The organism is Nitrospirillum viridazoti CBAmc, assembly GCF_000730165.1.
GTDB classification, from domain to species: Bacteria; Pseudomonadota; Alphaproteobacteria; order Azospirillales; family Azospirillaceae; genus Nitrospirillum; species Nitrospirillum viridazoti.
Genome location: NZ_CP022110.1, coordinates 1,067,665 through 1,089,217 on the forward strand (window position 1 = coordinate 1,067,665; position 21,553 = coordinate 1,089,217).

22 protein-coding genes are annotated in these 21,553 nt (G+C 62.2%); 7 read left to right on the forward strand and 15 right to left on the reverse strand.

The genetic code is table 11. From position 1 onward, the window contains the following. The first annotated feature begins 16 nt into the window (after nt 1-16). The 5 genes from Y958_RS31220 (at nt 17) to Y958_RS04965 (ending at nt 4,987) form a co-directional block, all read left to right on the forward strand. Nucleotides 17-1,699, forward strand: a complete 1,683-nt coding sequence (locus Y958_RS31220) for an Eco57I restriction-modification methylase domain-containing protein (protein WP_211098531.1) — start codon at nt 17-19, stop codon at nt 1,697-1,699. After that, complete coding sequence (locus tag Y958_RS31225) at nt 1,696-2,322, forward strand: hypothetical protein (protein WP_145727996.1); 627 nt, start codon at nt 1,696-1,698, stop codon at nt 2,320-2,322. Before Y958_RS31220 ends, Y958_RS31225 begins: the two co-directional genes overlap by 4 nt. Before the next feature lie 106 nt (nt 2,323-2,428). Beyond that, nucleotides 2,429-3,364: a DUF4365 domain-containing protein gene (locus Y958_RS04955; RefSeq protein WP_186291265.1), complete on the forward strand. Its 936-nt coding sequence runs from the start codon at nt 2,429-2,431 to the stop codon at nt 3,362-3,364. A gap of 161 nt (nt 3,365-3,525) precedes the next feature. After that, a complete protein-coding gene (locus Y958_RS04960; RefSeq protein ID WP_211098532.1) occupies nt 3,526-4,086 on the forward strand; it encodes a type IV toxin-antitoxin system AbiEi family antitoxin domain-containing protein in 561 nt (186 codons plus the stop codon). Beyond that, nucleotides 4,076-4,987, forward strand: a complete 912-nt coding sequence (locus tag Y958_RS04965) for a nucleotidyl transferase AbiEii/AbiGii toxin family protein (protein WP_088871130.1) — start codon at nt 4,076-4,078, stop codon at nt 4,985-4,987. Before Y958_RS04960 ends, Y958_RS04965 begins: the two co-directional genes overlap by 11 nt. 439 nt (nt 4,988-5,426) lie before the next feature. Here Y958_RS04965 and tnpC read toward each other — a convergent pair whose 3' ends face one another. The 7 genes from tnpC to Y958_RS05000 all read right to left on the reverse strand — a co-directional run bounded on the left by tnpC (nt 5,427) and on the right by Y958_RS05000 (nt 11,260). Next, on the reverse strand, nt 5,427-7,043 hold the full coding sequence (tnpC, locus tag Y958_RS04970; RefSeq protein WP_425600669.1) for an IS66 family transposase: 1,617 nt from the start codon (nt 7,041-7,043) through the stop codon (nt 5,427-5,429). An 86-nt stretch (nt 7,044-7,129) separates the two neighbouring features. Then, nucleotides 7,130-7,477, reverse strand: coding sequence for an IS66 family insertion sequence element accessory protein TnpB (tnpB, locus tag Y958_RS04975; protein ID WP_088871131.1), 348 nt, complete (start codon nt 7,475-7,477; stop codon nt 7,130-7,132). Next, on the reverse strand, nt 7,474-7,887 hold the full coding sequence (gene tnpA, locus Y958_RS04980) for an IS66-like element accessory protein TnpA (RefSeq protein WP_186291266.1): 414 nt from the start codon (nt 7,885-7,887) through the stop codon (nt 7,474-7,476). The genes tnpB and tnpA overlap by 4 nt, the downstream gene beginning before the upstream one ends. Before the next feature lie 305 nt (nt 7,888-8,192). Beyond that, complete coding sequence (locus tag Y958_RS04985) at nt 8,193-8,834, reverse strand: DsbA family oxidoreductase (RefSeq protein ID WP_088872485.1); 642 nt, start codon at nt 8,832-8,834, stop codon at nt 8,193-8,195. A gap of 84 nt (nt 8,835-8,918) precedes the next feature. Beyond that, nucleotides 8,919-9,845 (reverse strand): oxidoreductase, encoded by a 927-nt coding sequence (locus Y958_RS04990; RefSeq protein ID WP_088871133.1) that lies wholly within the window; start codon nt 9,843-9,845, stop codon nt 8,919-8,921. Between the two features lie 64 nt (nt 9,846-9,909). Next, nucleotides 9,910-10,554 (reverse strand): NAD(P)-dependent oxidoreductase, encoded by a 645-nt coding sequence (locus Y958_RS04995; RefSeq protein ID WP_088871134.1) that lies wholly within the window; start codon nt 10,552-10,554, stop codon nt 9,910-9,912. Nucleotides 10,555-10,639: 85 nt separating this feature from the next. After that, nucleotides 10,640-11,260, reverse strand: a complete 621-nt coding sequence (locus tag Y958_RS05000) for an FMN-dependent NADH-azoreductase (protein WP_088871135.1) — start codon at nt 11,258-11,260, stop codon at nt 10,640-10,642. Between the two features lie 140 nt (nt 11,261-11,400). Here Y958_RS05000 and Y958_RS05005 point away from each other — a divergent pair, with 140 nt between their 5' ends. Continuing rightward, the gene (locus tag Y958_RS05005; protein ID WP_244909376.1) at nt 11,401-11,724 is read left to right on the forward strand and encodes a winged helix-turn-helix transcriptional regulator; all 324 of its coding nucleotides are present in this window, start codon (nt 11,401-11,403) and stop codon (nt 11,722-11,724) included. A gap of 623 nt (nt 11,725-12,347) precedes the next feature. Here the strand turns inward: Y958_RS05005 and Y958_RS05010 are convergent. After that, complete coding sequence (locus tag Y958_RS05010) at nt 12,348-13,136, reverse strand: SDR family oxidoreductase (RefSeq protein WP_088871137.1); 789 nt, start codon at nt 13,134-13,136, stop codon at nt 12,348-12,350. Further along, the gene (locus Y958_RS05015) at nt 13,133-13,492 is read right to left on the reverse strand and encodes a YybH family protein (RefSeq protein WP_211098533.1); all 360 of its coding nucleotides are present in this window, start codon (nt 13,490-13,492) and stop codon (nt 13,133-13,135) included. The genes Y958_RS05010 and Y958_RS05015 overlap by 4 nt, the downstream gene beginning before the upstream one ends. Before the next feature lie 66 nt (nt 13,493-13,558). Here Y958_RS05015 and Y958_RS05020 point away from each other — a divergent pair, with 66 nt between their 5' ends. Next, nucleotides 13,559-14,470 (forward strand): LysR family transcriptional regulator, encoded by a 912-nt coding sequence (locus Y958_RS05020; RefSeq protein WP_088871138.1) that lies wholly within the window; start codon nt 13,559-13,561, stop codon nt 14,468-14,470. Nucleotides 14,471-14,869: 399 nt separating this feature from the next. Here Y958_RS05020 and rhaT read toward each other — a convergent pair whose 3' ends face one another. From rhaT to Y958_RS05050, 6 genes are all read right to left on the reverse strand, one after another. Further along, a complete protein-coding gene (rhaT, locus tag Y958_RS05025) occupies nt 14,870-15,928 on the reverse strand; it encodes an L-rhamnose/proton symporter RhaT (protein ID WP_040843665.1) in 1,059 nt (352 codons plus the stop codon). A 31-nt stretch (nt 15,929-15,959) separates the two neighbouring features. Beyond that, a complete protein-coding gene (locus Y958_RS05030; protein ID WP_244909377.1) occupies nt 15,960-16,874 on the reverse strand; it encodes an amidohydrolase family protein in 915 nt (304 codons plus the stop codon). Nucleotides 16,875-16,950: 76 nt separating this feature from the next. Then, complete coding sequence (locus Y958_RS05035; protein WP_244909378.1) at nt 16,951-17,706, reverse strand: SDR family NAD(P)-dependent oxidoreductase; 756 nt, start codon at nt 17,704-17,706, stop codon at nt 16,951-16,953. Next, a complete protein-coding gene (locus tag Y958_RS05040) occupies nt 17,703-18,569 on the reverse strand; it encodes a 2,4-didehydro-3-deoxy-L-rhamnonate hydrolase (RefSeq protein ID WP_088871141.1) in 867 nt (288 codons plus the stop codon). Before Y958_RS05040 ends, Y958_RS05035 begins: the two co-directional genes overlap by 4 nt. Before the next feature lie 22 nt (nt 18,570-18,591). After that, entirely contained in the window at nt 18,592-19,776 is a 1,185-nt protein-coding gene (gene rhmD, locus Y958_RS05045; RefSeq protein ID WP_088871142.1) for an L-rhamnonate dehydratase, read from the reverse strand. 45 nt (nt 19,777-19,821) lie between these two features. After that, on the reverse strand, nt 19,822-21,480 hold the full coding sequence (locus Y958_RS05050; protein ID WP_244909379.1) for an alpha-L-rhamnosidase-related protein: 1,659 nt from the start codon (nt 21,478-21,480) through the stop codon (nt 19,822-19,824). Nucleotides 21,481-21,553 lie beyond the last annotated feature (73 nt).

Below are 21,553 nucleotides of genomic sequence, written 5' to 3' on the forward strand. Positions count from 1 at the left end.
AGGGGCGCTCAACATCGTGGCTATTACTCGAAGCAATGTCAGCGCACTTGAGCCATCGATCGATACTATTGCGTCACTCCAATCGGTAGACGCGATCCCATCGTTCGATAGATTTCTTGCCGCATTTCGCAGAAAGAAGCTGAACCAGTCAGAAGCATTGCGGGCGTGTCTCAGCCTGATCAAGCGCGAGCATGGTGATCTTCTTGAGCTCATCGACGCGCTTCCGGCCGCTTGGGCCGATCACGCTGTCGCTAGCGCTTACGCAACGTTGATTCCGGCGGATCGTCGCAAGAGGCTGGGGGCATATTTCACTCCACCACATCTGGTAGATCACCTAGTCTCCCGCCTTGCGTCCTGTGGCGTGGACCTCGTCGGGCACCGGCTCCGGGATCCCGCTGCTGGCGGGGCGGCTTTCCTTGTGCCGCTTGCTCGCATCAAGGTTTCGGCTTGGAAGAAGTTGGGGCTGACCGACGACGATATTGTGCGCCGGCTGCCTGTTCACTTGATTGGTCGGGAGATCGAACCGGATCTCGCTGCAATCGCTAATGCTCTAATAAGGCGAATGTTAGTGTGCGAGTTTGGATTTACTCCGAAGTCTGTTGCGCATCTAAGGTTGGTTAAGGTTGGCGATAGTCTCGACTCCAGGATTTCTTCGGACGACGATATCGATCATGAGGTAGGCAATCCGCCGTTTCTTCGTCTAGGTGGTTGTGACAGACGTCTATCAAGGTCGATCTTTGGCGAAATCGCGTCCGGCAGGGTCAATCTTTATGCGCTATTTGTAAGGCGGGCGCTTGAGGAAGTGCCAATAGGCGGCATGATCGGCTACGTAATTCCTGCGTCATTTTTGGGTGGTCCTGAATTCGAATCTTTTCGTAGGCGAGTCCTGCAGCTTGCCGAGGTTCTGGTCGTGGATCTTGTCGAAAAGCGGAGCGATGTTTTCCTTGATGCTATCCAAGACGCTTGCTTCATTGTTCTGCGGCGGCGAGTGGAAGCGTTGATTGAGCCGCCTGCAGGTGTGGCGGCAAGCGGTGTCTTCCGTCGAGACGGAAACTTCATTTCCAAAGATGCTGCACACATTGAGACTGACGGAGCGCCTTGGCAATTGCCTGGAGTGGAGCTAGCACGTTCCTCCACGCTCAAGGATTGGGGGTACCGGGCGACTGTCGGCTATCTCGTGGCTAACCGTCAACCAACGCGCATGCACAAACAAGCAGCTAAGGGGCGGTATCCGCTTATATGGGCTAAGTCGATTACTCCCGAAGGTACCTTCGATTTTGAAAGAGGGGCCGCCTTCAAAGGCTACGGTTGGGCTGATGCTCCGGCAGATGCACCCTACCTGGTTCGCACAGAATGCGTAGCTGTTCAGCGAACTTCGTCGCGAGGTCAGAAGCGGAGGCTCAATGCGGCTTCGATCTCCAAAGCTTTTATCAAGAAGAATGGCGGCATCATCGGTGAAAATCATGTCATCCTACTTGTGCCAGACGCCCCTGACGCGGCATCACCAGAGTCCTTGGCGGAGGCGCTGAACAAGGCTGCGGTCAGTGCTGCTCTCGATCGTGTATGCGGTTCAGCGTCAATCTCGGTGAGGCTTCTGGAGACGATTAAGCTGGAGGCGCGCCCGGCTGCTTGCGAGCGCTGGCCACATGATGGTTCGGAGGAGAAGGTCCAACCGCAAAAGACGGTGGTGGCGCTATGACGCTCGAGAGCTGGGACCGGAGTACGGGAAGGTATGTTTTTTACCGTATGGCTGAGGAGCACAGCGAGGATTGTAAGCGCTTTCCCTTTGAGAGAATTCCGAAACGAGTGTTCCTAGATACGAACGTAATAAATGTACTTGTGAAATACTGCGAGGTGATTTTTGACCATTCACCAATCCCGCAAGAAGTAGACGCTACGCTGGCGGTAGACATAGAGGCGCTTATGCACGTGTTCTATGTCGGCGCACGGGCGGACTGGGACATTTTGGGGTCGCGGAAGACACTCGATGAATTGTCACTCACGAGAGACTGTTCGCTGCGAGCCGAGCTTTTGGAATACGCATTCGGGATCGTAAACCAAAACCTTGATGACGATGATCACAGATATGCTGCCGATTTTGGGCGCAAGTTAATCGAAGCGCCTTTTGTAGCTGCTTTGCCAGACAAAGCCGACCGCGAGTTAATAGGGAATGCAATTGGATTTGGTTGCGATGTTTTCTGTACTTGTGACAGGGCAACGATCGTGAAGAAGCGAGATCGGCTACGACAAGTACCTTTGCGAATTTTAACGCCAGAAGAGTGGTGGGCGCATGTAAAACCGTGGGCGGCTTTATGGCGCTAGTTCGCCCCAAATCGAAAAAGGAAACTGGTTTGCTAATAACGACCGTTCGGTATGTCCAATGAGAACGCGCGGGAACCTCGTTACTGAGCGTGCCGGGGTAAACTATGTGCGCGATGTCGTGGAGGGAGCGGGCTGCCTGCTGAAAGAAATCAACCTGCAGCACGATTTTGGACATGACGCCACCATGATGCTGGTTGTGAATGGTGAGGTTCGCCCACGCGAAGTCGCGCTTCAGATCAAGTCCGGCGTTAGCTATGTTTCGCCAACGACCTGTGGTTTGCCTGCGACAGCCTCTCACATCTATTTCTGGGCTGAACATGACCTTGTAACGCTTGGCGTGGTCTATGACCCAGCTGAAAAATCGGCCTGGTGGATAGATTTGCAAACCGCCGCTCGGGAATTTCGAGTGGCAAATCCCAAGAAGGGGACCACATTTACGTTCGCAAAGGGACTTTGGAATCAGTTTAACCAGACAGATTTCGCATCGATTTTGGTTCCGACGCTTCTTGGGGAGCCGCCGAGCGTTCCCCTTGAACGATTATGCACGTGGGTCATGGACGGGGACATTGAGACACATGACATTGGTGTTCGCGCCATCCGAGCGCGCTACTATCGCGAGGCTGCGGCATGGGAATGTCTGATCGAGGCATTTAAGTCGAAGCCCGTTGAACAACTGACACTCAGCCTTCCCATTGCCCTAGCAAAGCTGCTAGGTCACGACGATATCGGTTATTATTCAAACGAGATTCCCGAGGAAGTTCGTGCTCCAGCGATCGCAAAGGTTTTGACCTTTAACGTTGACGAAATTTCCAAACTACTTTCGATGTTGCCCGACGGTGACTTCGATCGGCCTAGCATTGGTTACAGCTTAATGCCGCTCTTTGGTCAGAGCTCTGAAAGCCCGCGAATTCTTTCCGTTATTCGTGACAATGACAGGTTTGCCCCTTCAGTTCGCGAAATTGCAGGGGAGCTATTTGAGTGGTATCGGCGTGATCCAGTTTGGTGGGGCTTCTGGCGTCGAGATACAGGCAAACCACATTGAAAGGGCTTGCGAGCGCAGAGGGATAAGTGCCTCATTGTCTTTTCTTGGTGTTGTGATAAAACCTCTGCTGTTTTTGAAAACTGCCAAGGAAACATCACATCGCTACGGCCATGGACTCGCAACGCGCCCAAGCGCTCAAGCTGCTGAAGGCGTGTCCCATAATGCGGCTGAAGGACTTTGCCGCCCGCGGCATCGCGCCCGAAACCCTGGCGCGTCTTGTCCGGGACGGCGAGGTTGTTCGTCCCGCGCGCGGGATCTACCAGCTCGCAGATAGCTCGGGCGATGCGGCGCGCGTCCTGGCCGAAGCATCGCTGCTCGTTCCCAAAGGCATCATCTGTCTGACCTCGGCGCTGCAGTTCCACGAGCTGACGCTGCAAATGCCGTCGGCCGTTTGGATGGCCATCGATCGTACCGCCTGGCGTCCCAAGATCGACTATCCACCCATTCGCTTCGTGCGCTTCACCGGCGCCTCGCTGACAGAAGGTGTCGAGCGGCACGCCATCGATGGCATCGAGGTGGCGATCACAAATCCGGCGCGCACGATCGTCGATTGCTTCCGCTATCGGGCAAAGGTCGGTCTGGATGTCGCTCTGGAAGGTCTGCGTGAGGGGCTTCGACAACGGAAAGTCACAAGCGACCAGCTCTGGACTTATGGGACCAAAGGCAAGGTTTGGACGACCATGAAACCCTATGTGGAGGCAATGGTAGCCGATGGCGCGTGAGCCCAGGAAAAATGTCGGTGCTTCGGTCCGGGCTCGTCTGCTCGACCGGTCTCGCGTCGAACGCACGGACTTCCAGATTTTGCTGACGCGCTACGCGCTGGAACGGCTTCTCTACCGGCTGAGCCAGTCACCCCACCGCGACCGCTTTGTTCTGAAGGGAGCGATGCTGTTCGTGACCTGGGTAGAAGACCCGTTCCGGCCGACACGCGATCTCGATTTCCTCGGCTATGGCGAAAACAGCCCTGAGTCGATCGGCGGGGCCTTTCGCGAGATCTGCGGGCAACCGGTCGATGATGATGGCGTGGAGTTCGATATCGTCGCGATCACGGCTGTTCCGATCCGAGAGGACGTTGAATACGGCGGCATTCGCGTACGCACCTCCGCGACGATCGCCGGTGCCCGCGTTCCGATTCAGGTCGACATCGGTTTTGGTGACGCTGTAACTCCGGGACCCGTCGAAATCGTCTATCCGCCGCTGCTCGACGCGCCGGCGCCCCGCCTGCGCGCTTATCCGGTGACGACAGTGGTTGCCGAAAAATTCCAGGCGCTCGTCCAGCTCGGCATCGCGAACAGCCGGCTGAAGGATTTCTACGACCTCTGGCTGATCGCGCAGACATTCGAGTTTGACCGCGCATCCCTTGAAGAGGCCGTCCGTCAGACCTTTGCACGGCGCGAGACCATGCTTCCAACCGAAAATCCGATCGGTCTGAGCGATGCTTACGTGGAGGCTTGGGGGCGCCAGTGGCAGGCCTTTCTGGGACGAGAGCGAATGGCCGCGGCGCCGGCCGACCTGGCTGTCGTCGTCTCCGACCTCGCCGGATTTCTGCTTCCCCTGATCGAGCCTGCTGAAAAGGATGAGCGTTGGAAGCCTGGCGAAGGCTGGAGGGCATCGAATGCATAGCCTGCAGAGCAACGCGGAACGCGCACGCGGCTTCGCCATCTATCACAGTCAATCGCGAACTGTTGTGATCGGATCTAGCTATTTCTCCCGCGCTTCGTATATAATGCAAACGCACAGATCGACGCCGCGCACCGCGCCACATTTATTGTTGAAGAACAATTGCGTATGAATCTGACGGTATATATGACGGTAGTCGTCGATTTCTCCGTTTTACACTCATAGAAAATTCAAATACTTACCGCTCCGGTTAATCATCGAGTGGGAGTGACGGGGCGTGCTTTTGGATATTCAAGGATAGTGCGTCGGGGTCTCGGCGAGGTAGGCGTTTCGATAGCTGTCGAAAGCTCGTAGCTCACAATTCACGAACTAGCGTTATCCCCAAATTTGTCGTAAGCGTCGTCTGACGGCTGCGGCCGGTTCCAGTTGATCCGCGCGCGGCTCAGGGCATTTGGACGATGTTCCAGGGCAGCAGGTCGGTGATGCGGTTGATGGGGTGGTCGGCGATACGGTCGAGCACGTCGTGCAGATAGGCCTGGGGATCGAGGCCGTTGAGCTTGGCGGTCTGGGTGATGGTGTAGATCGCGGCGGCCCGTTCCCCACCGGCGTCGGAACCGGCGAACATCCAGTTGCGTCTTCCGATGGCCAGGGGCCTGATCGCCCGTTCGGCGGCGTTGTTGGAGAGCTCCAGCCGGCCGTCGTCCACATAGCGCGTCAGCGCCGTCCACCGCGAGCGGGCGTAGCGGATGGCCTTGGCCAGGTCGCCTTTGCCGGGGATGCGCAGCAGCGTGGCATCGAGGAAGGCGGCCAGTTCGTCCAGGGCTGGCCGAGCCTTGGCTTGGCGAAGCAGGCTGCGTTCCTCGGCCGACAGGCCGACCAGGGAACGTTCGATGTCGAACAGCACCCCGATGCGCTTGAGCACCTCCGCGGCCAAGGGAGAGCCGGTTTCGACGTGTTCGTCGAAGAACTTGCGGCGCACATGCGCCATGCAGGCCACTTCGGCGATCCGGCTGCCGTCGTACAGGGCATCGAACCCGCCATAGCCATCGGCATGCAGGTACCCACGGAAGCCGGCCAGTTCCCGTTGCGGATGCTCGCCCTTGCGGTCGGGCGTGTAGCGGTACAGCACCGCCGGCGGGCCTTGTCCGGCATGGGGGCGCTCGTCACGCAGGTAGACCCACAACCGTCCCGTCTTGGTCTTGCCTCGCCCGGGCTCAAGCACGGGAACCGGCGTGTCGTCGGCGTGCAGCACCGATCCGGCCAGCACGTGCTGGGCAATCGCATTGGCCAAGGGGGCCATCAGGGCTGCCGCCTTGCCCACCCAGTCGGCCAGCAGCGAGCGTTCCAGTTCCACCCCCTCGCGGGCGTAGATGGCGGATTGCCGGTACAGCGGCAGGTGATCGCAGTATTTGGCGATCAGCACATGCGCCAGCAGCCCGGCGGACGGCAGGCCGCGCTCGATGGGCAGCGACGGCATCGGCGCCTGCACCATACCCTCGCAGCACTGGCACGACAGCGCCGGGCGGACGTGGCGGATCACGGTGAAGCGCGCCGGGATGTAGTCGAGCACCTCGGTGACGTCCTCGCCCACCTTGCGCAAGGTGCCGCCGCACGAGGGACAGGCGTCGTGCGGCGCATGCACGATCTCGGTACGCGGCAAGTGTTCCGGCAGCTTGCGCCGGCCAGCCCTGGCGCGGGCCTCGGGCGCCCCCTCCAGCGGTGCCGTCGGCAACAGCTCGGCACCAGCCATCGTCGCTTCGGCGGCGGTTGTGGCCTCCAGGTCCTCCAGCGACAGCTCAAGCTGCTCGATCTCGCGGGCGATCTTCTCGGAAGACGAACCGAACTGCATCCGCCGCAGACGGGCCAGTTGGATCTTGAGCTTCTCCATCTCCAGCGCCTTGGCCACCAGGCCCGCCTTGGCGGCCGCCAGTTCGGTCTCGCTGGCCTCACGGCGCCGGCGCTCAGCCTCCAACTCCGCAGCCTGCGCGGCGATGATCGCGCGCAACGCCTCGACCTCATTGGGCAATGGAGCGGGCAGTGGATCGGCGATGGACGACATGGGCCGATTCTACAGGAAGGGCGCCACCACGAGGAGGACCGATCACCGTCATCGCGCCGATCACCGGCGAGCGTGGCAGCCCGGACTCACCCCGCCGTCTCCGGACGCCAGGGTCGCTGCGGAGCCCGCCAGTCCATGCCTTCAAGAAGCATCCCGAGTTGGGCCGGGGTGAGAGCCGCCACTCCCTCGCGGCTGATCGGCCACACGAAGCGGCCTTTCTCCAGGCGCTTGGCGAACAGGCAATAACCCTGGCCATCCCAGTACAGCACCTTCACCAGGTGCCCTTGCCGGCCACGGAAGACGAAGAGATGGCCGGCGAACGGGTCCTGCTTCAGAACCTCCTGGGCCAGCATGGCCAACCCGTCCATGCCCTTGCGCATGTCGGTGGCGCCCATCGCCAGGTAAATCCGCACGCCGGCGGGAACCGTGATCACCGGCCGTCCAGCACATCGGCCAGCCGACGGAGCGTGGCGGGGGCGATGTCCTCGCCGACACGCAGTACCCGGCCGTTGGTGAGCACCACCTCGACCAGGGCGGCCTGCCGCTCAACGGGCGGCCCCGGTGGTTGGGAGGGCAGCACGGCGGGGGACCCCACGCCGGCAGGGGGCGCCGCGTCAACCAGATGCACCGGCACAAAGGACGCCGCCTCAGGGGAGAGTTCGCCGCTCCGGATCTGCCGGCGCCATCGGTAGATCAGGCTGCTGCACACCCCATGGCGCCGTGCCACCGCCGCCACGGCGCCGCGACCACCACGCGCCTCGCCCACGAGGCGAATCTTCTCCTCCGCCGAATAGGCGCGACGCCCACCGGCCCCGGTGATGACCTCGATACGTTGGACTGCCACGGTGCAAACCACACTGCTTGCCATGATGCCAAGCCGGCCACACACCCACGCGCCGCCGACACATAGCTTTCAGCACAACAGCCCCCGATCCAACAAGGCAGCCCACAGACGACGCTTACAATTTGTCCTCGCGACCGCAACCTAATGACACCCGGAGCGTAGGCCTTCAGCCGCCACTCGGCTAGGCGTGTAAACGACTTTGAGCAAGCATGGCCCTGTGGCCGACGATGGAGCGGAAGTTGCAGGCCGCTTTTGCATTGGAGCGCAACCCTGAGTGTTTCGCTGCGATGGTGACCCGGTCGCTGCTAGGCGGACGCGGCGACACCAGCAGCCTCACGGATAGCCGATGCAATCTCGTCTTCGCTGCGTCCTCCGTTGATGGCGATGCGTCCGCCAAATACAAAGTGGGGCACTGACCTGACCCCGGCCGCCATCGATTTGGCCGCCTCCTGCTCGACACGTCTGTGTTGCTCGCGGTCGAGCGCTATCGCACGAGCTTCTTCGCGTTCGAACCCATAGGCCACGGCAATGTCCGCGAGGACATCGGCGTCTGAGATGTTCCTTGCTTTCAGGAAATGGGCATCGGTGATCGCGACCGCGAACTGATGCTGCGTTCCTTTTACTCGCGCCGCAAGGATCAACCCGTGCGCTGCCTGCGTCCTGTAGGTCCAGGGCTGACGGCTCAGGTCGAGATCAAGGCCAGATGCCCGCGCTTCCGCCTCCGGCCGGGCGAACGACGCCTTCGGATCCGTCACGCCATAGCGCGAGAGGAGAAGATCGGGAATGTAGAGGCCCTCGGCCGGTGCATCGGGAAGCAGAAGGACCGGATGTTGGCGGATGTCCACGTCCAGATCGGGGAAGCGTTCCGCCAGGACCTTGTCGAGACGGTGATGCCCGATGATGCACCAGGGGCAGGTGACCTCGATGTAAAGATCGATTTGCAGCATTATCTCATTCTTCTGGTCGTTGAACCGACAGTCTTGGATTAATTGAGCCATTTCGCGTCGACTGCAGCGCCTTCCATCCATAAGTCAGGACGGGCCATCGACGGAGGGCAAGTCAGGGTCGATCCTGGTCATTTTGACGGACACATCCCACAGTCGCTTGGCGAGCTGCGGATTCCTCGCGTCCTTGGAGGGAACACCTTCACCGGAAGGACCGCGCAGCCCGGAGAGTCCCGTCGGCCCGTAGTAACCGCCTGGCTTTACTCGTCCGGTCGCTGCGTGCAGCGCGCCCCAGGCGCCCATGGCGGGCGTGGCGAATAGCAAGCCGATCAGCGACATCACTATGTTGCCCCACCGGCTGCCGCGGGCGAGGTTTGTCCCGACAAGACCCGGGTGGCAGGCCACCGCCGTTACCGGCGCTCCTGCCGCCCTCAGCCGCCGATCCAACTCGAAGACGAAGAGCAGGTTCGCGAGCTTGCTGGCGCCATAGCGTGGAAGCCACCTGTAGCTCTTCTGAGCGCTAAGGTCGTCCCATTCGATCTTCGCGCCCTTATGCTGCCCGCTGCTCGTGATGACGATGCGCGATCCGGGCGTTTCCATGAGTTTCGGCAGCATGAGCGCGCTGAACGCGAAGCAGCCAAGATGATTGACGCCGAACGTCTGCTCGAAGCCCTGCGCTGTGTGCTTGAGCGTCGGTCCCTGCACGCCGGCATTGTTGATCAGCACGTCGACACACGGCTCCTTGGCGGCCAGTTCAGCCGCCCGTCGCACGCTCGCCAAATCCGCCAGGTCAAGTGGTAGGAACGCGAGCTCAGCTCCCGAAGTCTTTTGACGAATCCGGCTCATCGCGGCTCTCGCCTTCGCCTCGTCGCGGCATGCGAGCAGCACTCGCGCACGCCGCGCCGCCAGCGCGCTCGCCACTTCAAAGCCTATGCCGGTATTGGCCCCCGTAACGATGAAGCACTTGCCTGACTGATCGGGCACATCAGCCGTCGTGAACCCCTCGGATGGCATAGGTTTCTCCTTCCGTTTGACGAGCGCCTGGGTCTGTCCCGCAGATCGCGGATACCCTTTGCCCTCAGCTACGATTGGCTATCCCCGGCGCTGCGTTCACGAACTCCTTGGCTGCGACCTGATCGACCAGGAATTTCGCAAGGTTCCCGCGCGACAGCTTCGTGCCGAGCTTCGTCCTGCCGTACCAGCCAATGTCCACTTGGCCTGTTGCGGACCCATCCTTGAGGTTGGGAATCCGAACCAGCGTCCAATCGAGGCGTGAGTTGCTCACCAGTTCAGCGGTCGCCTTGATGTCGTCATAGGCGTTGCGAACGATGACCTTGAACAGCATGACGAATGCTTGCGACTTGAGGTCGAAACCATCCTTCGGATCACGATAGGCGGCCGTCGAGATCTGGATGAGGCGACGAACGTTCAGCTCTTCCATGACAGAGATGATCGTACCGACGCCGCGCATGATCGGCCGTTTCTCGCGCGCTTTCAGACTGTTGGGGCCCAAGGCGCTGATCACCGCGTCAGAGCCCGCGACGCACGCCTTGATCGCTTCGCGATTGTTCAGGTCACCGACGATGACCTCAATCTTGCTACCAAAGGCCGAAAGTTTTCCGGCGTCGCGCGTGTAGACGGACAGCTTATATCCTTGTCGGAGCGCCTCTTCGATAATGTGTCTTCCGGTTGGTCCGGTCCCTCCAAAGAGAGCAATTTTCATCTCATCTTCCTCGTGGTCTTTGGCTTGGATCGACTGCTCTAGCTGCTGACATGCATGGTCGCCTGAGCAGCCGGCCGCTCCGCTTTCAGGCGGCCTTTTCCAAGACCGAACGAACCTGAGCTTCGGTGGCGGCGATGGCGGCCTTGGCCGCCTCAGGCCCGAAGACGGTTCCCTCCACGCGGACGATTTCGATGTCGGTCAGGCCTATGAAGCCCAGGAGGTGGCGCAGATAGCCGGTCTGGAAATCAAAGGCGGCCCAGTCGCCTTCTGAGAAGACGCCGCCTGCGGCCGTGACGACATAGACCTTCTTGCCGGTCAACAATCCCTGCGGCCTGCCGGCTTCGTTATAACCAAAGGTCACGCGCGGCCAAGTGATGTGATCGAACCAGGCCTTCAACTGCGACGACAGACCGAAATTGATCATGCCTGAACCCAAGACGATCACGTCAGCAGCCTTCACCTCATCGACGAGCTCCTGCGCAAGGCCGACCGCCTTGAGCTGCTCGGGTGTGCGCGCCTCGGGGGCCGCGACGCGGCCTTGAATGTACGCTTGGCCGATATGCGGGAGCGGGTTAGCCGCCAGATCGCGCGTCAAAACGGTGCCGCCCAAGCGAACCTTGAAGCCTTCGGCGATCTCGGTCGCGAAACGGGTGGACAGGCTCTCGGCGCCACGAGGGCTCGATGTAACGAGGAGGATGTTGGACATGGTTGCTCCGACGTGAACAGGGTAGTAAACTCTTGATACCAACACTATTAAGGTGACTGCCCTGTCCCTCGCAAGAAGGCACTCCAATGACACTTAGTGACATTGATTTTCCCACCCCCAGCAAAGGGGACGACTGTCGGATGGTTCGGGAAATCCTTGATCTCGTCGGCGACAAATGGAGCCTGTACATCATCGCAACGCTCAAAGATGGACCAGTTCGGTTCAATGAGCTGCGGCGTCGGATCGACGGCATCTCGCAGCGGATGTTGACGATCACCTTGCGCGGACTGGAACGCGACGGGTTGGTGAAGCGGACATTGTTCCCCACTATTCCGCCGCGCGTGGATTATGAGCTGACGGAGGTGGGGCGGACGCTTCTTGCGCCGGTAATGGGTCTCGTCACGTGGGCATACGCCAGTCAGGAGAACATCCAGGACGCTCGCGTCCGGTATGATGCAAGCTAAGGCGTGTGTGGACAAATTTGAGCCAGTATCGAGCGGTGGCGATATGGACCAGGCCGAGAAAGCTGTTGGCCAATTTGCTGCGTCGGAGGCGCATCTCGCCAGTGGCAATGCCGAACGATACGCTAGGCAACGACTTGGTGGTCATTCCGGTAGGCGTCGGATCCGATGCAAGCCAGACTTTGCCTGTTCGCGTAGGCGCCGGGTTGTGCCAACGCTGACGGTACTTTTCGCCGCAATCTGGGTTTGGGCGTCAGAGCTGTACAGGATCAGGAAGAACCGATAGTAGCCGATAGATGGCTTGCGGACGTCGTCGGAAATTCCTTAACGATATCAGCAGTGTAGCTTTTTGACGGGTCCTAGGCCGGTAGTATTTGGGCGAAGAAATATTTTTCTTCAATGAATTCAATCGGTTAATTCGACCCCGAACAATCGAGTGGGAGTGACGGGTCGTACGTTCGGATAGCGTCGGATACTGCGTCGTAAGCTCGGCGATTTTGCTGTTGCGATATATCCTGAATGATGCCGTAGATTGGGATATACCTGCCTCGGCGGCGATCAATAGCTTTTGTCCGCGTTCCGACAATCGCCCTCCACAGAGGGAGGGCGAACGTTCGGGCAGAATCTCAGACGGTCGGAACAGTCCCGCCGTCGATGACGAACTCGGAGCCATGGATGGCGGCGGCCCGATCTGAGGCCAAGAAGGCGATAAGGTCGGCGACCTCTGCCGGCTCGGCGCCGCGTCCGATCGGGATCCCACCTATCCAGGCCATGACAGCCTGCCGTGCTTCCTCGAACGTACCGCCATTGCTAAACTGCATGCCCTTGACGAGGTCGACGGCGCCCTCGGTCATGATCCATCCGGGACAGACGATGTTGACCCGGACCCCCTTTGGCCCCAGCTCCTTGGAAATGGATTTGCTGTAGGTTCTCAGCGCCCCCTTGGCGGCGGCGTAGGCGGTAGTGGACTCGGGGAGAGGCAGCACCGACTGGGTCGAGGTGACGTGTACCACTGCGCCGCTGCCTCGCTCAATCATCTGCGGGATCAGAAGGCGATCAAGGCGAACTGTCGCCAGCAGGTTCAAATTGAGTTCCGAGAGCCAGATGTCGTCTGTCAGCGCGACAAAGCCGCCGGGTGGCATTTCCGAACCGCCGACGACATGGGCGAGGATGTCGATCCCGCCAAGCCGCTCAACCGCCGCCTTGGCGAGCGCTTCGCCGCCCTCCACCGTGGTTAGGTCGGCTTCGACGTATTCAACGCCCTTGATGGGACCCTTGATCGAGCGGGCAGCGGTAATGACTCGCGCGCCGCCAGCGAGGAAGCGCTCGACCGTGGCGCGGCCCAGGCCCTTGGTGCCACCGCTGACGAGCACGCGCTTGCCGGCGAACTCGGTGGGATCAACCTTGATGCTCATACGGTCGTCTCCAGCGTCTTGATGGCGCCGTTTACCAGCGTGAAGCGATAGGTGAAGCGGAGCGGGCTGCCCGGGAAGTCACCGTGTGCGGGACCCTCGACAATGACATCGCCTTCTTCTTCCCGAACAGTATCGGGCGTGAAGATCGCTTTCACCGGGATCACTTCTTCCTCGAACAACTGGCGGATCGCGGCATGCCCCTCGAAATGCTTGCCGTTATCGATGAATACGGCATCGCGCAGGAAGGGCTTCAGCATGCCGTCGATATCGAGACGGGCGTTTGCTTCGACATAGTCGGCGATCGGCTTGGGTAGGTCTATTGACATGCTCATCTCCTCAACGGTGATGAGGCTCATTTAGCGATGGACTGTTCGCCTGATAATCGAGACAAACCGGCATAGGGTGTCACGGAAATCGGAATAATGACTCGCCATTCACTGATAGAGCTGGAGGCGGTTCTCGCCATCGTGCGGTGCGGCTCGTTTCGAGCGGCGGCGCTCGAACTCGGCATGTCGACCACGGCCATCAGCAACGCGGTGGGCAAGCTCGAGAGGGAACTTGCGGTGCGACTGTTCAATCGCACGACGCGCAGCGTCTCGCTCACCTATGCGGGGCGGATCTTCGTGGCGCAAATCAAACCAGCGCTCGAGGACATTCAGAAAGCGATGAATACGGCGCGATCCCAGCAGGAGACGCCGTCCGGCACCTTGCGCATCAATGCCTTCGCGACGGCGGCGCGCGAGATCATGGCGCCGCTGGTCCTGACCTATCTGCAACGCTATCCGCAGGTTCATATCGACCTCGTCACCGAGGGACGCCTTGTCGATGTCGTGGCGGCGGGTTTCGATCTGGGGGTGCGCAGCGCCGATCTGGTGCCCACCGACGCGATCGCCATACCGCTGGGTCAGATGCGGCGCATGGCGATTGCCGCATCCCCCGACTTTTTTCAAAGCAGGGCGATCCCGCAAGTGCCGCAGGAATTGCTCACCTATCCCTGCGTTCGCGTGCGGCTTCCCAGTGGCGCATTGTTCCGATGGCGGTTCGAGAAGGGGGGCGAAGAGCTACAGCTCGACGTCGAGGGCCCGATCACTCTTGACGAAGCGTCTCTGGCCCGGATCGCGGTGACGAACGGCGTGGGGATCGGCTATTTCATGGACACCGATGTCCGCGAGGACATCGCGGCAGGTCGGCTCGTCCGCGTCCTCGAAGACTGGACGCCGCCGCTGGTGCCACTATGCCTTTACTATTCTAATCGGCGCAATTCCTCCGCGGCTTTCCAGGCCTTTATCGCCCTCGCACGCGACTTCGCCGCCGGACGGCTCGCACAGCCTTGAGGATGGCTGCTGCCATGCGCGCACCGAGTAATTGAAACCGGCTTCTGTCTCGCTCCTCGATCGCGACGAGCTCAAGGTGGCTGGATTGGCTCCATATACCGAGGCGTTCTGAGCTTCCTGCCATTAGCGCAAAGGTCGCAGAAACGGACTGATTCTGCCAACGCTGACGGTACTATTGGTCGCGCTTGAGTTCGGACGTCAGAGCCGGAAAAGGATGTGGAAAAGCCGATAGTAGTCGATAGATGACCTGCGGAGGTCGGCGGAAATTCCTTGGTGATATCAATAGTGTAGCTTTCTGACGGGTCCTGGGCCGGTAATAACTGGTCCGAAAATATTTTCTGCAATGAATTCAGATGGTTGGTTCGGCCCCGAGCAATCGAGTGGGAGTAGCCGCTTCGGTTATAGCGATCCCAGGTAGTTACCCAGGCCGATGACGCAGGTGGACAGCACCAGCATGGCGATGCCCACGCCCAACACGGCGCGGGTGCGGCGGCTGGAGCCGGCCCATTCCTGCAGCATGAAACCCCATAGGGTGGCGAAGATGATGATGCTGGCCATGTGCAGGGTCCAGCTGGAGAAGCCGAAGCGGCCCATCTGGCTTTCACCCATGGTGTAGAAGAAAAACTGCAGATACCAGGCGATGCCGGCCACCGCGCACAGGGCGTAGTTGCGCAGCAGGGGAGGCGGGGCCGCCGCGGTGTGGCCTCGGCGGCCGGTGAACTCCGGCAGGCAGCCGTCGCGCAGGATGAGGTAAAGGCACCAGATGAAATTGCTGGTGAAGCCGCCGGACAGCACCACCACCAGCACCGGCAGGCCTTGGGACAGCGGATCGGTACCCTGGGCCAGGGTCAGCTGGCGGATGGGTTCGCCCGCCGCCAGGCCGTAGGCGAAGCAGCTGCTCATGATGCCGGAGAAGAGGGCGATCAGGATGCCGCGCCGGAAGTCGAACTCGGCCACGCCCTGCTGTTCCACCCCATCGCCCTCCTTCAGCCGGCCGGCCCAGCCGACGATGGCGATGCCCACCAGGCACAGGCTGACACCGCCCAGGATGACCAGGCCGTGGCTGGTCCCGGCCAGGGTGATCAGCTCCCCGCTCACCAGCGGCGGGATCAGGGTGCCGAAGGCGGCGGTCAGGCCCAGCGCCACCGCCATGCCCAAGGACATGCCAAGATAGCGCAGGGTGAGGCCGAAGGTCAGGCCGCCCAGGCCCCATAGGGCGCCGAAGAGATAGCACAGGAACAGGGTGCGGGCGGGCGTGGCGGCCAGCACGGTCCCCAGATTCTCCGTCTTGATCAGCGCGAACAGCCAGGGGGCCAGGATCCAGCTGAACACCCCGCCCACCAGCCAGAACACGGGCCAGGACCAGTTGCGCACGCCCCGGTAGGGCACATAGAAACTGGCGGAGGCGAGACCGCCCAGCCAGTGGAAGAACACGCCCAATACGGGATTGGCACCCATCTGTATTCTCTCCTCCCCGATGCTCTTCTTGTCAGTTCAGGCGATAGACGCGCGTGGCGGTGCCGCCGAACAGAGCGGCGCGCTCGTCGCGTGAGAAATCGCGGGTGATATGGTCGTAGGCCTGGAAATAGGCGCCGAAGCGGCCGCCCAGGCCGTCGACCGGGAAATTGCTGGCCACCATGCAGCGTTCCACCCCGAACAGCTCGATGGTGTGCAGGATGAAGGGGCGGATGCTGTCCGGGGTCCAGGCCCGGTCCAGCATACCCAGGCCGGAGATTTTGACCTGGACGTTAGGGTGGCGGGCCAGCGCCGCCATGCCTGCGCGCCACAGCGCCAGGCCGTCCGCGTCCTTGTCCACCGGCATGCCGGTATGGTTCAGGATCAGGGTGGTACCGGGATGGCGGGCGGCGAGGTCGGCGGCTGCCGCCATTTGCCCGGGATAGATTTGCAGGTCGAAGGACAAGCCATACTTGGCCAGCAGGCCGAAGCCCGCCTGCCAGGCGGCATCCGGCAGCAGGTCGCGCGGCGTGTAGGTCTTGGCCGGGTCGGGGTGCCAATTCAGAATTTGACGAATGCCGCGTATATTGCGGGATTGGGCGTGGGCGGCTAACACCCGCTCCGCGTCAGGCGCCTCCAGCGCGGCATAGCCGACGATGCCGTGGGGGAAGCCGGTCCTGTCGGCCAGGCCTTGCAGCCAGGCGCTTTCCTTCAAGGCGTCGTCTGGGTGGGCGCCGGCGTCGATGTGCACGCTCTTGCCCAAGGTCCAGCCCTCGGGCAACTCACCGGCGGCGGCCAGATAGTCGTCCACGCCCTGGTCATGGGCGATGGGTGTGACATCGCCATTGACCCCGCCGTCGCCCAACGGCGGCGTCAGCCAGGGATAGCGGATATGGGCCAGGTCCCACAGGTGCATGTGGGGGTCGACCAGGATCAGCGCGTCAGCCATGGTCCGCGTGTTCCTCCCGTATTCGTTCATTCTTAAACGGCCGGACCCATTGCAGGCCCGGCCGGTATTCATACATTCAATAAGTCGTTCTGCCCCCGGAGGTATCGAACGTCGACGCGGTGGTGAAAGAACATTCTTCCGACGCCATGAAACAGACCATCGCGGCGCTTTCTTCCACATGGCCCAGGCGGCCCATGGGGATTTTCGAGCGCATATAGTCCACCTGGCTTTGCGGCAGCTGGTCCAGGATGGGGCTGTCGAAGGTGGCGGGGGTGATGCTGTTGACCATCACGCCCTTGCCGGCCAGTTCCTTGCCCAGGGACTTGGTCAGGCCGATCACCCCGGCCTTGCTGGCGGAATAGGCCGACGCGTTGGGGTTGCCTTCCTTGCCGGCGACGGAGGCGACGTTGACGATGCGGCCATAGCCCTGGGCCAGCATCAGCGGCACGACGGCGCGGCAGCAGTAGAACAGGCCGTTGAGGTTGATGTCGATGGTGCGGCGCCAGTTGTCCAGCGGGAACTCATGCACCGGCACGGTGGCGCCGGTGATGCCGGCCGAGGCCACCAGGATGTCCACCCGGCCGCCCAGAGCCTGGTGGCTGGCCTTGGCGGCGGCTTCCACCGCCGTGGCGTCGGTCACGTCGAGGGCCACGGTGTGGATGGCGCCCACGTCGGCCGCTGCTGCCGCCAGCCGGTCTTCCTGCACGTCCCACAGGGCGACCTTGGCCCCCTCCGCCACCAGGCGGCGGGCGGTCTCCTTGCCCAGGCCGGAGGCGCCACCGGTGATAATGGCCGTGCGGCCGTCGAAGCGGCCTTGAAACACTGTCGTCACGCCTGATCCTCCCGGTTGAACCATGCCACCACCTTCTGCCGCTGCGTCCCCAGCTTGGCGATGCCCAGGGTCATGACATCCCCGGCCTTCAGGAACACCATGTCGGGCTTCTGGCCCTCCCCCACGCCCGGGGGCGTGCCGGTGGTCAGGATGTCGCCCGGCTCCAGGGTGATGAAGCGGCTGACATAGGCGATCAGTTCGGCCACGCCGAAGATCATGGTGCGGGTGTTGCCGGTCTGCATGCGCCGGCCGTTGAGGTCCAGCCACATGTCCAGGTCCTGCGGATCGCCCACCTCATCGGCGGTGACCAGCCAGGGGCCCACGGGGCCGAAGGTGTCGTGGCCCTTGCCCTTGTCCCACTGGCTGCCGCGTTCCTTCTGGTTGAAGCGTTCCGAGACGTCGTTGACCAGGACATAGCCGGCGACATAGTCCAGCGCCTGGTCCTGGGGCACATAGCGGGCGGTGCGGCCGAAGACCACGCCCAATTCCACCTCCCAATCCGACTTGGCGCTGTCCTGGGGCAGCATGACATCGTCGTCCGGCCCGTTCAGGCAGCTGGTGGCCTTGGTGAACAGGATGGGTTCGCTGGGAATGGGCAGGTTGGCTTCCTTGGCGTGGTCGGCATAGTTCAGGCCGATGGCCAGGAACTTGCCCACCCGGGCCAGGGGGACACCCAGGCGGGGATCGCCGTCGACCAAGGGCAGGGTGGTGGGGTCGAGGGCGCGCAGCCGGTCGAGCCCGGCGGGGGACAGGGCCTCGGGCGTGATGTCGGCGATGGCACCGGACAGGTCGCGGATGCGGCCGTCCGCGTCCAGCAGGCCGGGCCGCTCCTGGCCCTGAGGGCCGTAGCGCAAGAGTTTCATGGGATATGACCTTGCAATATGTTCAATGCGTATAGGGGCGGTGCAGGGTGACGGCGGGGTTGAGCTCCACACCGAAACCGGGCTTGTCCAGGGCCGTGGCCTTGAGGCGGCCGTTCTCCGGCACCGGCTCACCCAGCAGCTGGGGGTGGAACATGGGCTGAACCTGGTCGGCCTTCGGCGCCATCATCAGGAACTCGGCGAACGGGCTGTTATGCCGGGTGATGACGAAGTGGTAGCTGTAGACGCTGGAGCCATGGGGGATGACCATCACACCCCGGCTGTCGGCCATGGCGGAGATCTTCAGCAGCTCGGTAACGCCGCCGCACCAGCCCACGTCGGGCTGGATGATGTCGCAGCACTCCATCTCCATCAGCATGCGGAAGCCCCAGCGGGTGGCCTCATGCTCGCCGGTGGTCACCAGCATGCCGGCGGGGGCGGCCTTCTTCAGGGCGGCATAGCCCCAGTAATCGTCGGGGCTCAGCGCCTCCTCGATCCACTTCAGGCCATATTCCTTGGCCTTGTGGGCCAGGCGGGTGGCGTAGTTCAGGTCCAGCGCCATCCAGCAATCGAACATCAGCCAGAAATCATCGCCGCAGCGCTCGCGCATGGTGGCCAGTTCCTGGATATTCTTCTTCAGGCCCTCCTCGCCCTCGGCCGGGCCGTGGTGCAGGGGCATCTTGCCACCGATGAAACCCATGCCCTTGGCCAAGTCCGGCCGCGCGCCGGTGGCGTAGAAGCTGAGCTCATCGCGCACGGCCCCACCCAGCAGGTGGTAGACAGGCTCCTGCCGCAGCTTGCCCAAGAGGTCCCACAGGGCCAGGTCGACGCCGGAGATGGCGTTCACCACCAGACCCTTGCGGCCGTAATACTGGGTCCCGAAGTACATCTGGTCCCAGATCTTCTCGTAGTCGGTGGGGCTGCGGCCCTCCAGGAAGCGGGCCAGGTGCTTTTCCACGATATAGGCGGCGGGCTCGCCGCCCGTGGTGACGGCGAAGCCGACGGTGCCATCGCTGGCCTCGATCTCCACCACCAGGGTACCCAGCACATTGATGCCGAAGCTCTGCCGGCTCTGCCGGTATTCCGGGTACTTGGCCATGGGTGTTGCGATATGGTCGTCGATCCAGTGGCCGTCGCCCTGGTCGTGATAGTCCGCACCGCCGCCGCGCACCACATAGGCACGCACCTGTTTGATGGTGGGGAGGGTCATGTGAACGCTGCTCCTAGGCATGATCGAAGGACGTCGGGATGGGGCTTAGGCCACCATGCCGCGGGCGCGGTAGAAGTAGGTGGGCGTGCAGCTCCAGGCGTGGCAGTAGCTGTTGATGTGGATGTCGCCGTAGGGGGAGCTCAGCGGCTTGGCCGGGTCATAGACCTCCCAGAAGGTGTCGGCGCCTGCCTTGACCATGCCACCCCAATAGCTTTCCACGAGGGCCTTGGCCTCCTTGTCCAGACCGCTGTCCAGCATGGCCTCCACCATGTAATGGTAGAGGTAGGGGGTCACCGGCTTGACCGCGTCGGCGCGGCTGAACGCGGTCTTCAGCGCGGTGGCGCAGTCCCTGGCCGGCATCACGCCGCCGATGGCCATCCAGGCCTGCGAGGCCCAGGACACCTGGCGGTTAGGCCCGCTGACGAAGGCCTTGGCCGATGCGTCCCAATAGCCGCGGGCGGCTTTGGTCATGCGCTCGATCAGGGCGGGGTAGTCCGCCACCTCCGCCTGTACGCCCAGTTTGCGCGCCAGATCCAGCGTGCGCTTGTGGGCGAAGACCAGCAGGCCCTGGACGGCTGCGTCCTTATGCAGGTCAGGCGCCCAGTCGATGAAGATCCAGACGTTGCCGGGGTCGACATAGCGGCCGTCGGTGTTGATGCGCTGGCCGATGATCTCCAGCTGGCGCTTGGCAACGGGCCACAGCTCCCGCGCCGTCGCCTCATCGCCCGTGGCCTCCAGGTAATCGGCCAGGGCGACGTTGAACAGGGCGGCGTAGTCGACGATGTGAATGCCGCCGTAGCGCGCCTTGGGCTTCTCATAAACGCAGGCCGCGACCAGCCCGTCCTGCCGGCGGTAGGCCGCGAACAGGTAGAGGCAGCGCTTCACCAAATCGTTCTGCTTGAAGGTGGCGTAATTGGCCAGGGCCTGCAGCCGCAGGTCGCCCACCCACAGGCGCTGGTCGCGGCGGGGGCCATCCTCGAACGTCGTCTGCATGCAGTCGCGCAGGGTGGCCAGGGCCACGGCGTCGATGCGGCGCGCCAGGTCGGAATATTTGGGCGGCAGCGGCGCCGGTGCCGCCTTGGCGGAGGTCAGGCCGATCGCCTTCACATCCTCGAACCGGATGCTGAAGCCGGAGGAAGTGTCGATGACCTCCACCTTCACATAGCGGAAGGCGTAACGGCGGGGCAACTGCACGGCCTGGGGCAAATAGTCAATGTTGACGATTTCATCGGGTAGCCAGGCGCTGCTCAACATGCCGTTGTAGGGATACAGCGGCTCTGCCACGTCGCTGGGCACCTCGCCGAAGGTCAGGCGCAGACGGGCGGGGGCATCGGGCTCGCGCCCAACGGTTTCCAGGCGGAAGGCCAGGTGGCCGGTGCGGTGCCCGCCGAAGTCCAGGATGAAGCTATCGCCCTTCTTGAAGGTGCGGCCGGCCAGGCTGTCGCCCTCCGGCTCCATGCGCCAGCGCAAGGGGGCGGCAGGATCGGCGACGGCGCGCACCACGGCCAGCGGCGGCTGGGCCGTCTCGGTCAGCGCCGGCGTCAGCGCGTCGGCCTTGGCACCCCAGGCGGCGTTGGGCTCGCCGGCTACGGCGGGCTCGAACTCCTTAGGTTGGGCCTGGGCGGCCTTGGGCGCCACCACGGAAGAGGCGGCGGCCGCCACGGCGGCGCCCCCCACCACCAACAGCATTTCCCGGCGATTCATGGTTCGGCGCGCGCTCCCTAGCAGGCTTTTGATTCTATGGGATCCAGAGGGTGGCAATGCCCGGCCCCGGGTG

What these genes read in the sequence shown, in the direction of transcription:
- Y958_RS31225 (WP_145727996.1), top strand. Translation starts at nt 1,696, where the DNA reads ATGACGCTCGAGAGCTGGGACCGGAGTACGGGAAGGTATGTTTTTTAC.
- Y958_RS04960 (WP_211098532.1), top strand. Translation starts at nt 3,526, where the DNA reads ATGCGGCTGAAGGACTTTGCCGCCCGCGGCATCGCGCCCGAAACCCTG.
- Y958_RS04965 (WP_088871130.1), top strand. Translation starts at nt 4,076, where the DNA reads ATGGCGCGTGAGCCCAGGAAAAATGTCGGTGCTTCGGTCCGGGCTCGT.
- tnpC (WP_425600669.1), bottom strand. Translation starts at nt 7,043, where the DNA reads ATGTCGTCCATCGCCGATCCACTGCCCGCTCCATTGCCCAATGAGGTC.
- Y958_RS04985 (WP_088872485.1), bottom strand. Translation starts at nt 8,834, where the DNA reads ATGCTGCAAATCGATCTTTACATCGAGGTCACCTGCCCCTGGTGCATC.
- Y958_RS04990 (WP_088871133.1), bottom strand. Translation starts at nt 9,845, where the DNA reads ATGCCATCCGAGGGGTTCACGACGGCTGATGTGCCCGATCAGTCAGGC.
- Y958_RS04995 (WP_088871134.1), bottom strand. Translation starts at nt 10,554, where the DNA reads ATGAAAATTGCTCTCTTTGGAGGGACCGGACCAACCGGAAGACACATT.
- Y958_RS05000 (WP_088871135.1), bottom strand. Translation starts at nt 11,260, where the DNA reads ATGTCCAACATCCTCCTCGTTACATCGAGCCCTCGTGGCGCCGAGAGC.
- Y958_RS05005 (WP_244909376.1), top strand. Translation starts at nt 11,401, where the DNA reads ATGGTTCGGGAAATCCTTGATCTCGTCGGCGACAAATGGAGCCTGTAC.
- Y958_RS05010 (WP_088871137.1), bottom strand. Translation starts at nt 13,136, where the DNA reads ATGAGCATCAAGGTTGATCCCACCGAGTTCGCCGGCAAGCGCGTGCTC.
- Y958_RS05015 (WP_211098533.1), bottom strand. Translation starts at nt 13,492, where the DNA reads ATGAGCCTCATCACCGTTGAGGAGATGAGCATGTCAATAGACCTACCC.
- Y958_RS05020 (WP_088871138.1), top strand. Translation starts at nt 13,559, where the DNA reads ATGACTCGCCATTCACTGATAGAGCTGGAGGCGGTTCTCGCCATCGTG.
- rhaT (WP_040843665.1), bottom strand. Translation starts at nt 15,928, where the DNA reads ATGGGTGCCAATCCCGTATTGGGCGTGTTCTTCCACTGGCTGGGCGGT.
- Y958_RS05030 (WP_244909377.1), bottom strand. Translation starts at nt 16,874, where the DNA reads ATGGCTGACGCGCTGATCCTGGTCGACCCCCACATGCACCTGTGGGAC.
- Y958_RS05040 (WP_088871141.1), bottom strand. Translation starts at nt 18,569, where the DNA reads ATGAAACTCTTGCGCTACGGCCCTCAGGGCCAGGAGCGGCCCGGCCTG.
- rhmD (WP_088871142.1), bottom strand. Translation starts at nt 19,776, where the DNA reads ATGACCCTCCCCACCATCAAACAGGTGCGTGCCTATGTGGTGCGCGGC.
- Y958_RS05050 (WP_244909379.1), bottom strand. Translation starts at nt 21,480, where the DNA reads ATGAATCGCCGGGAAATGCTGTTGGTGGTGGGGGGCGCCGCCGTGGCG.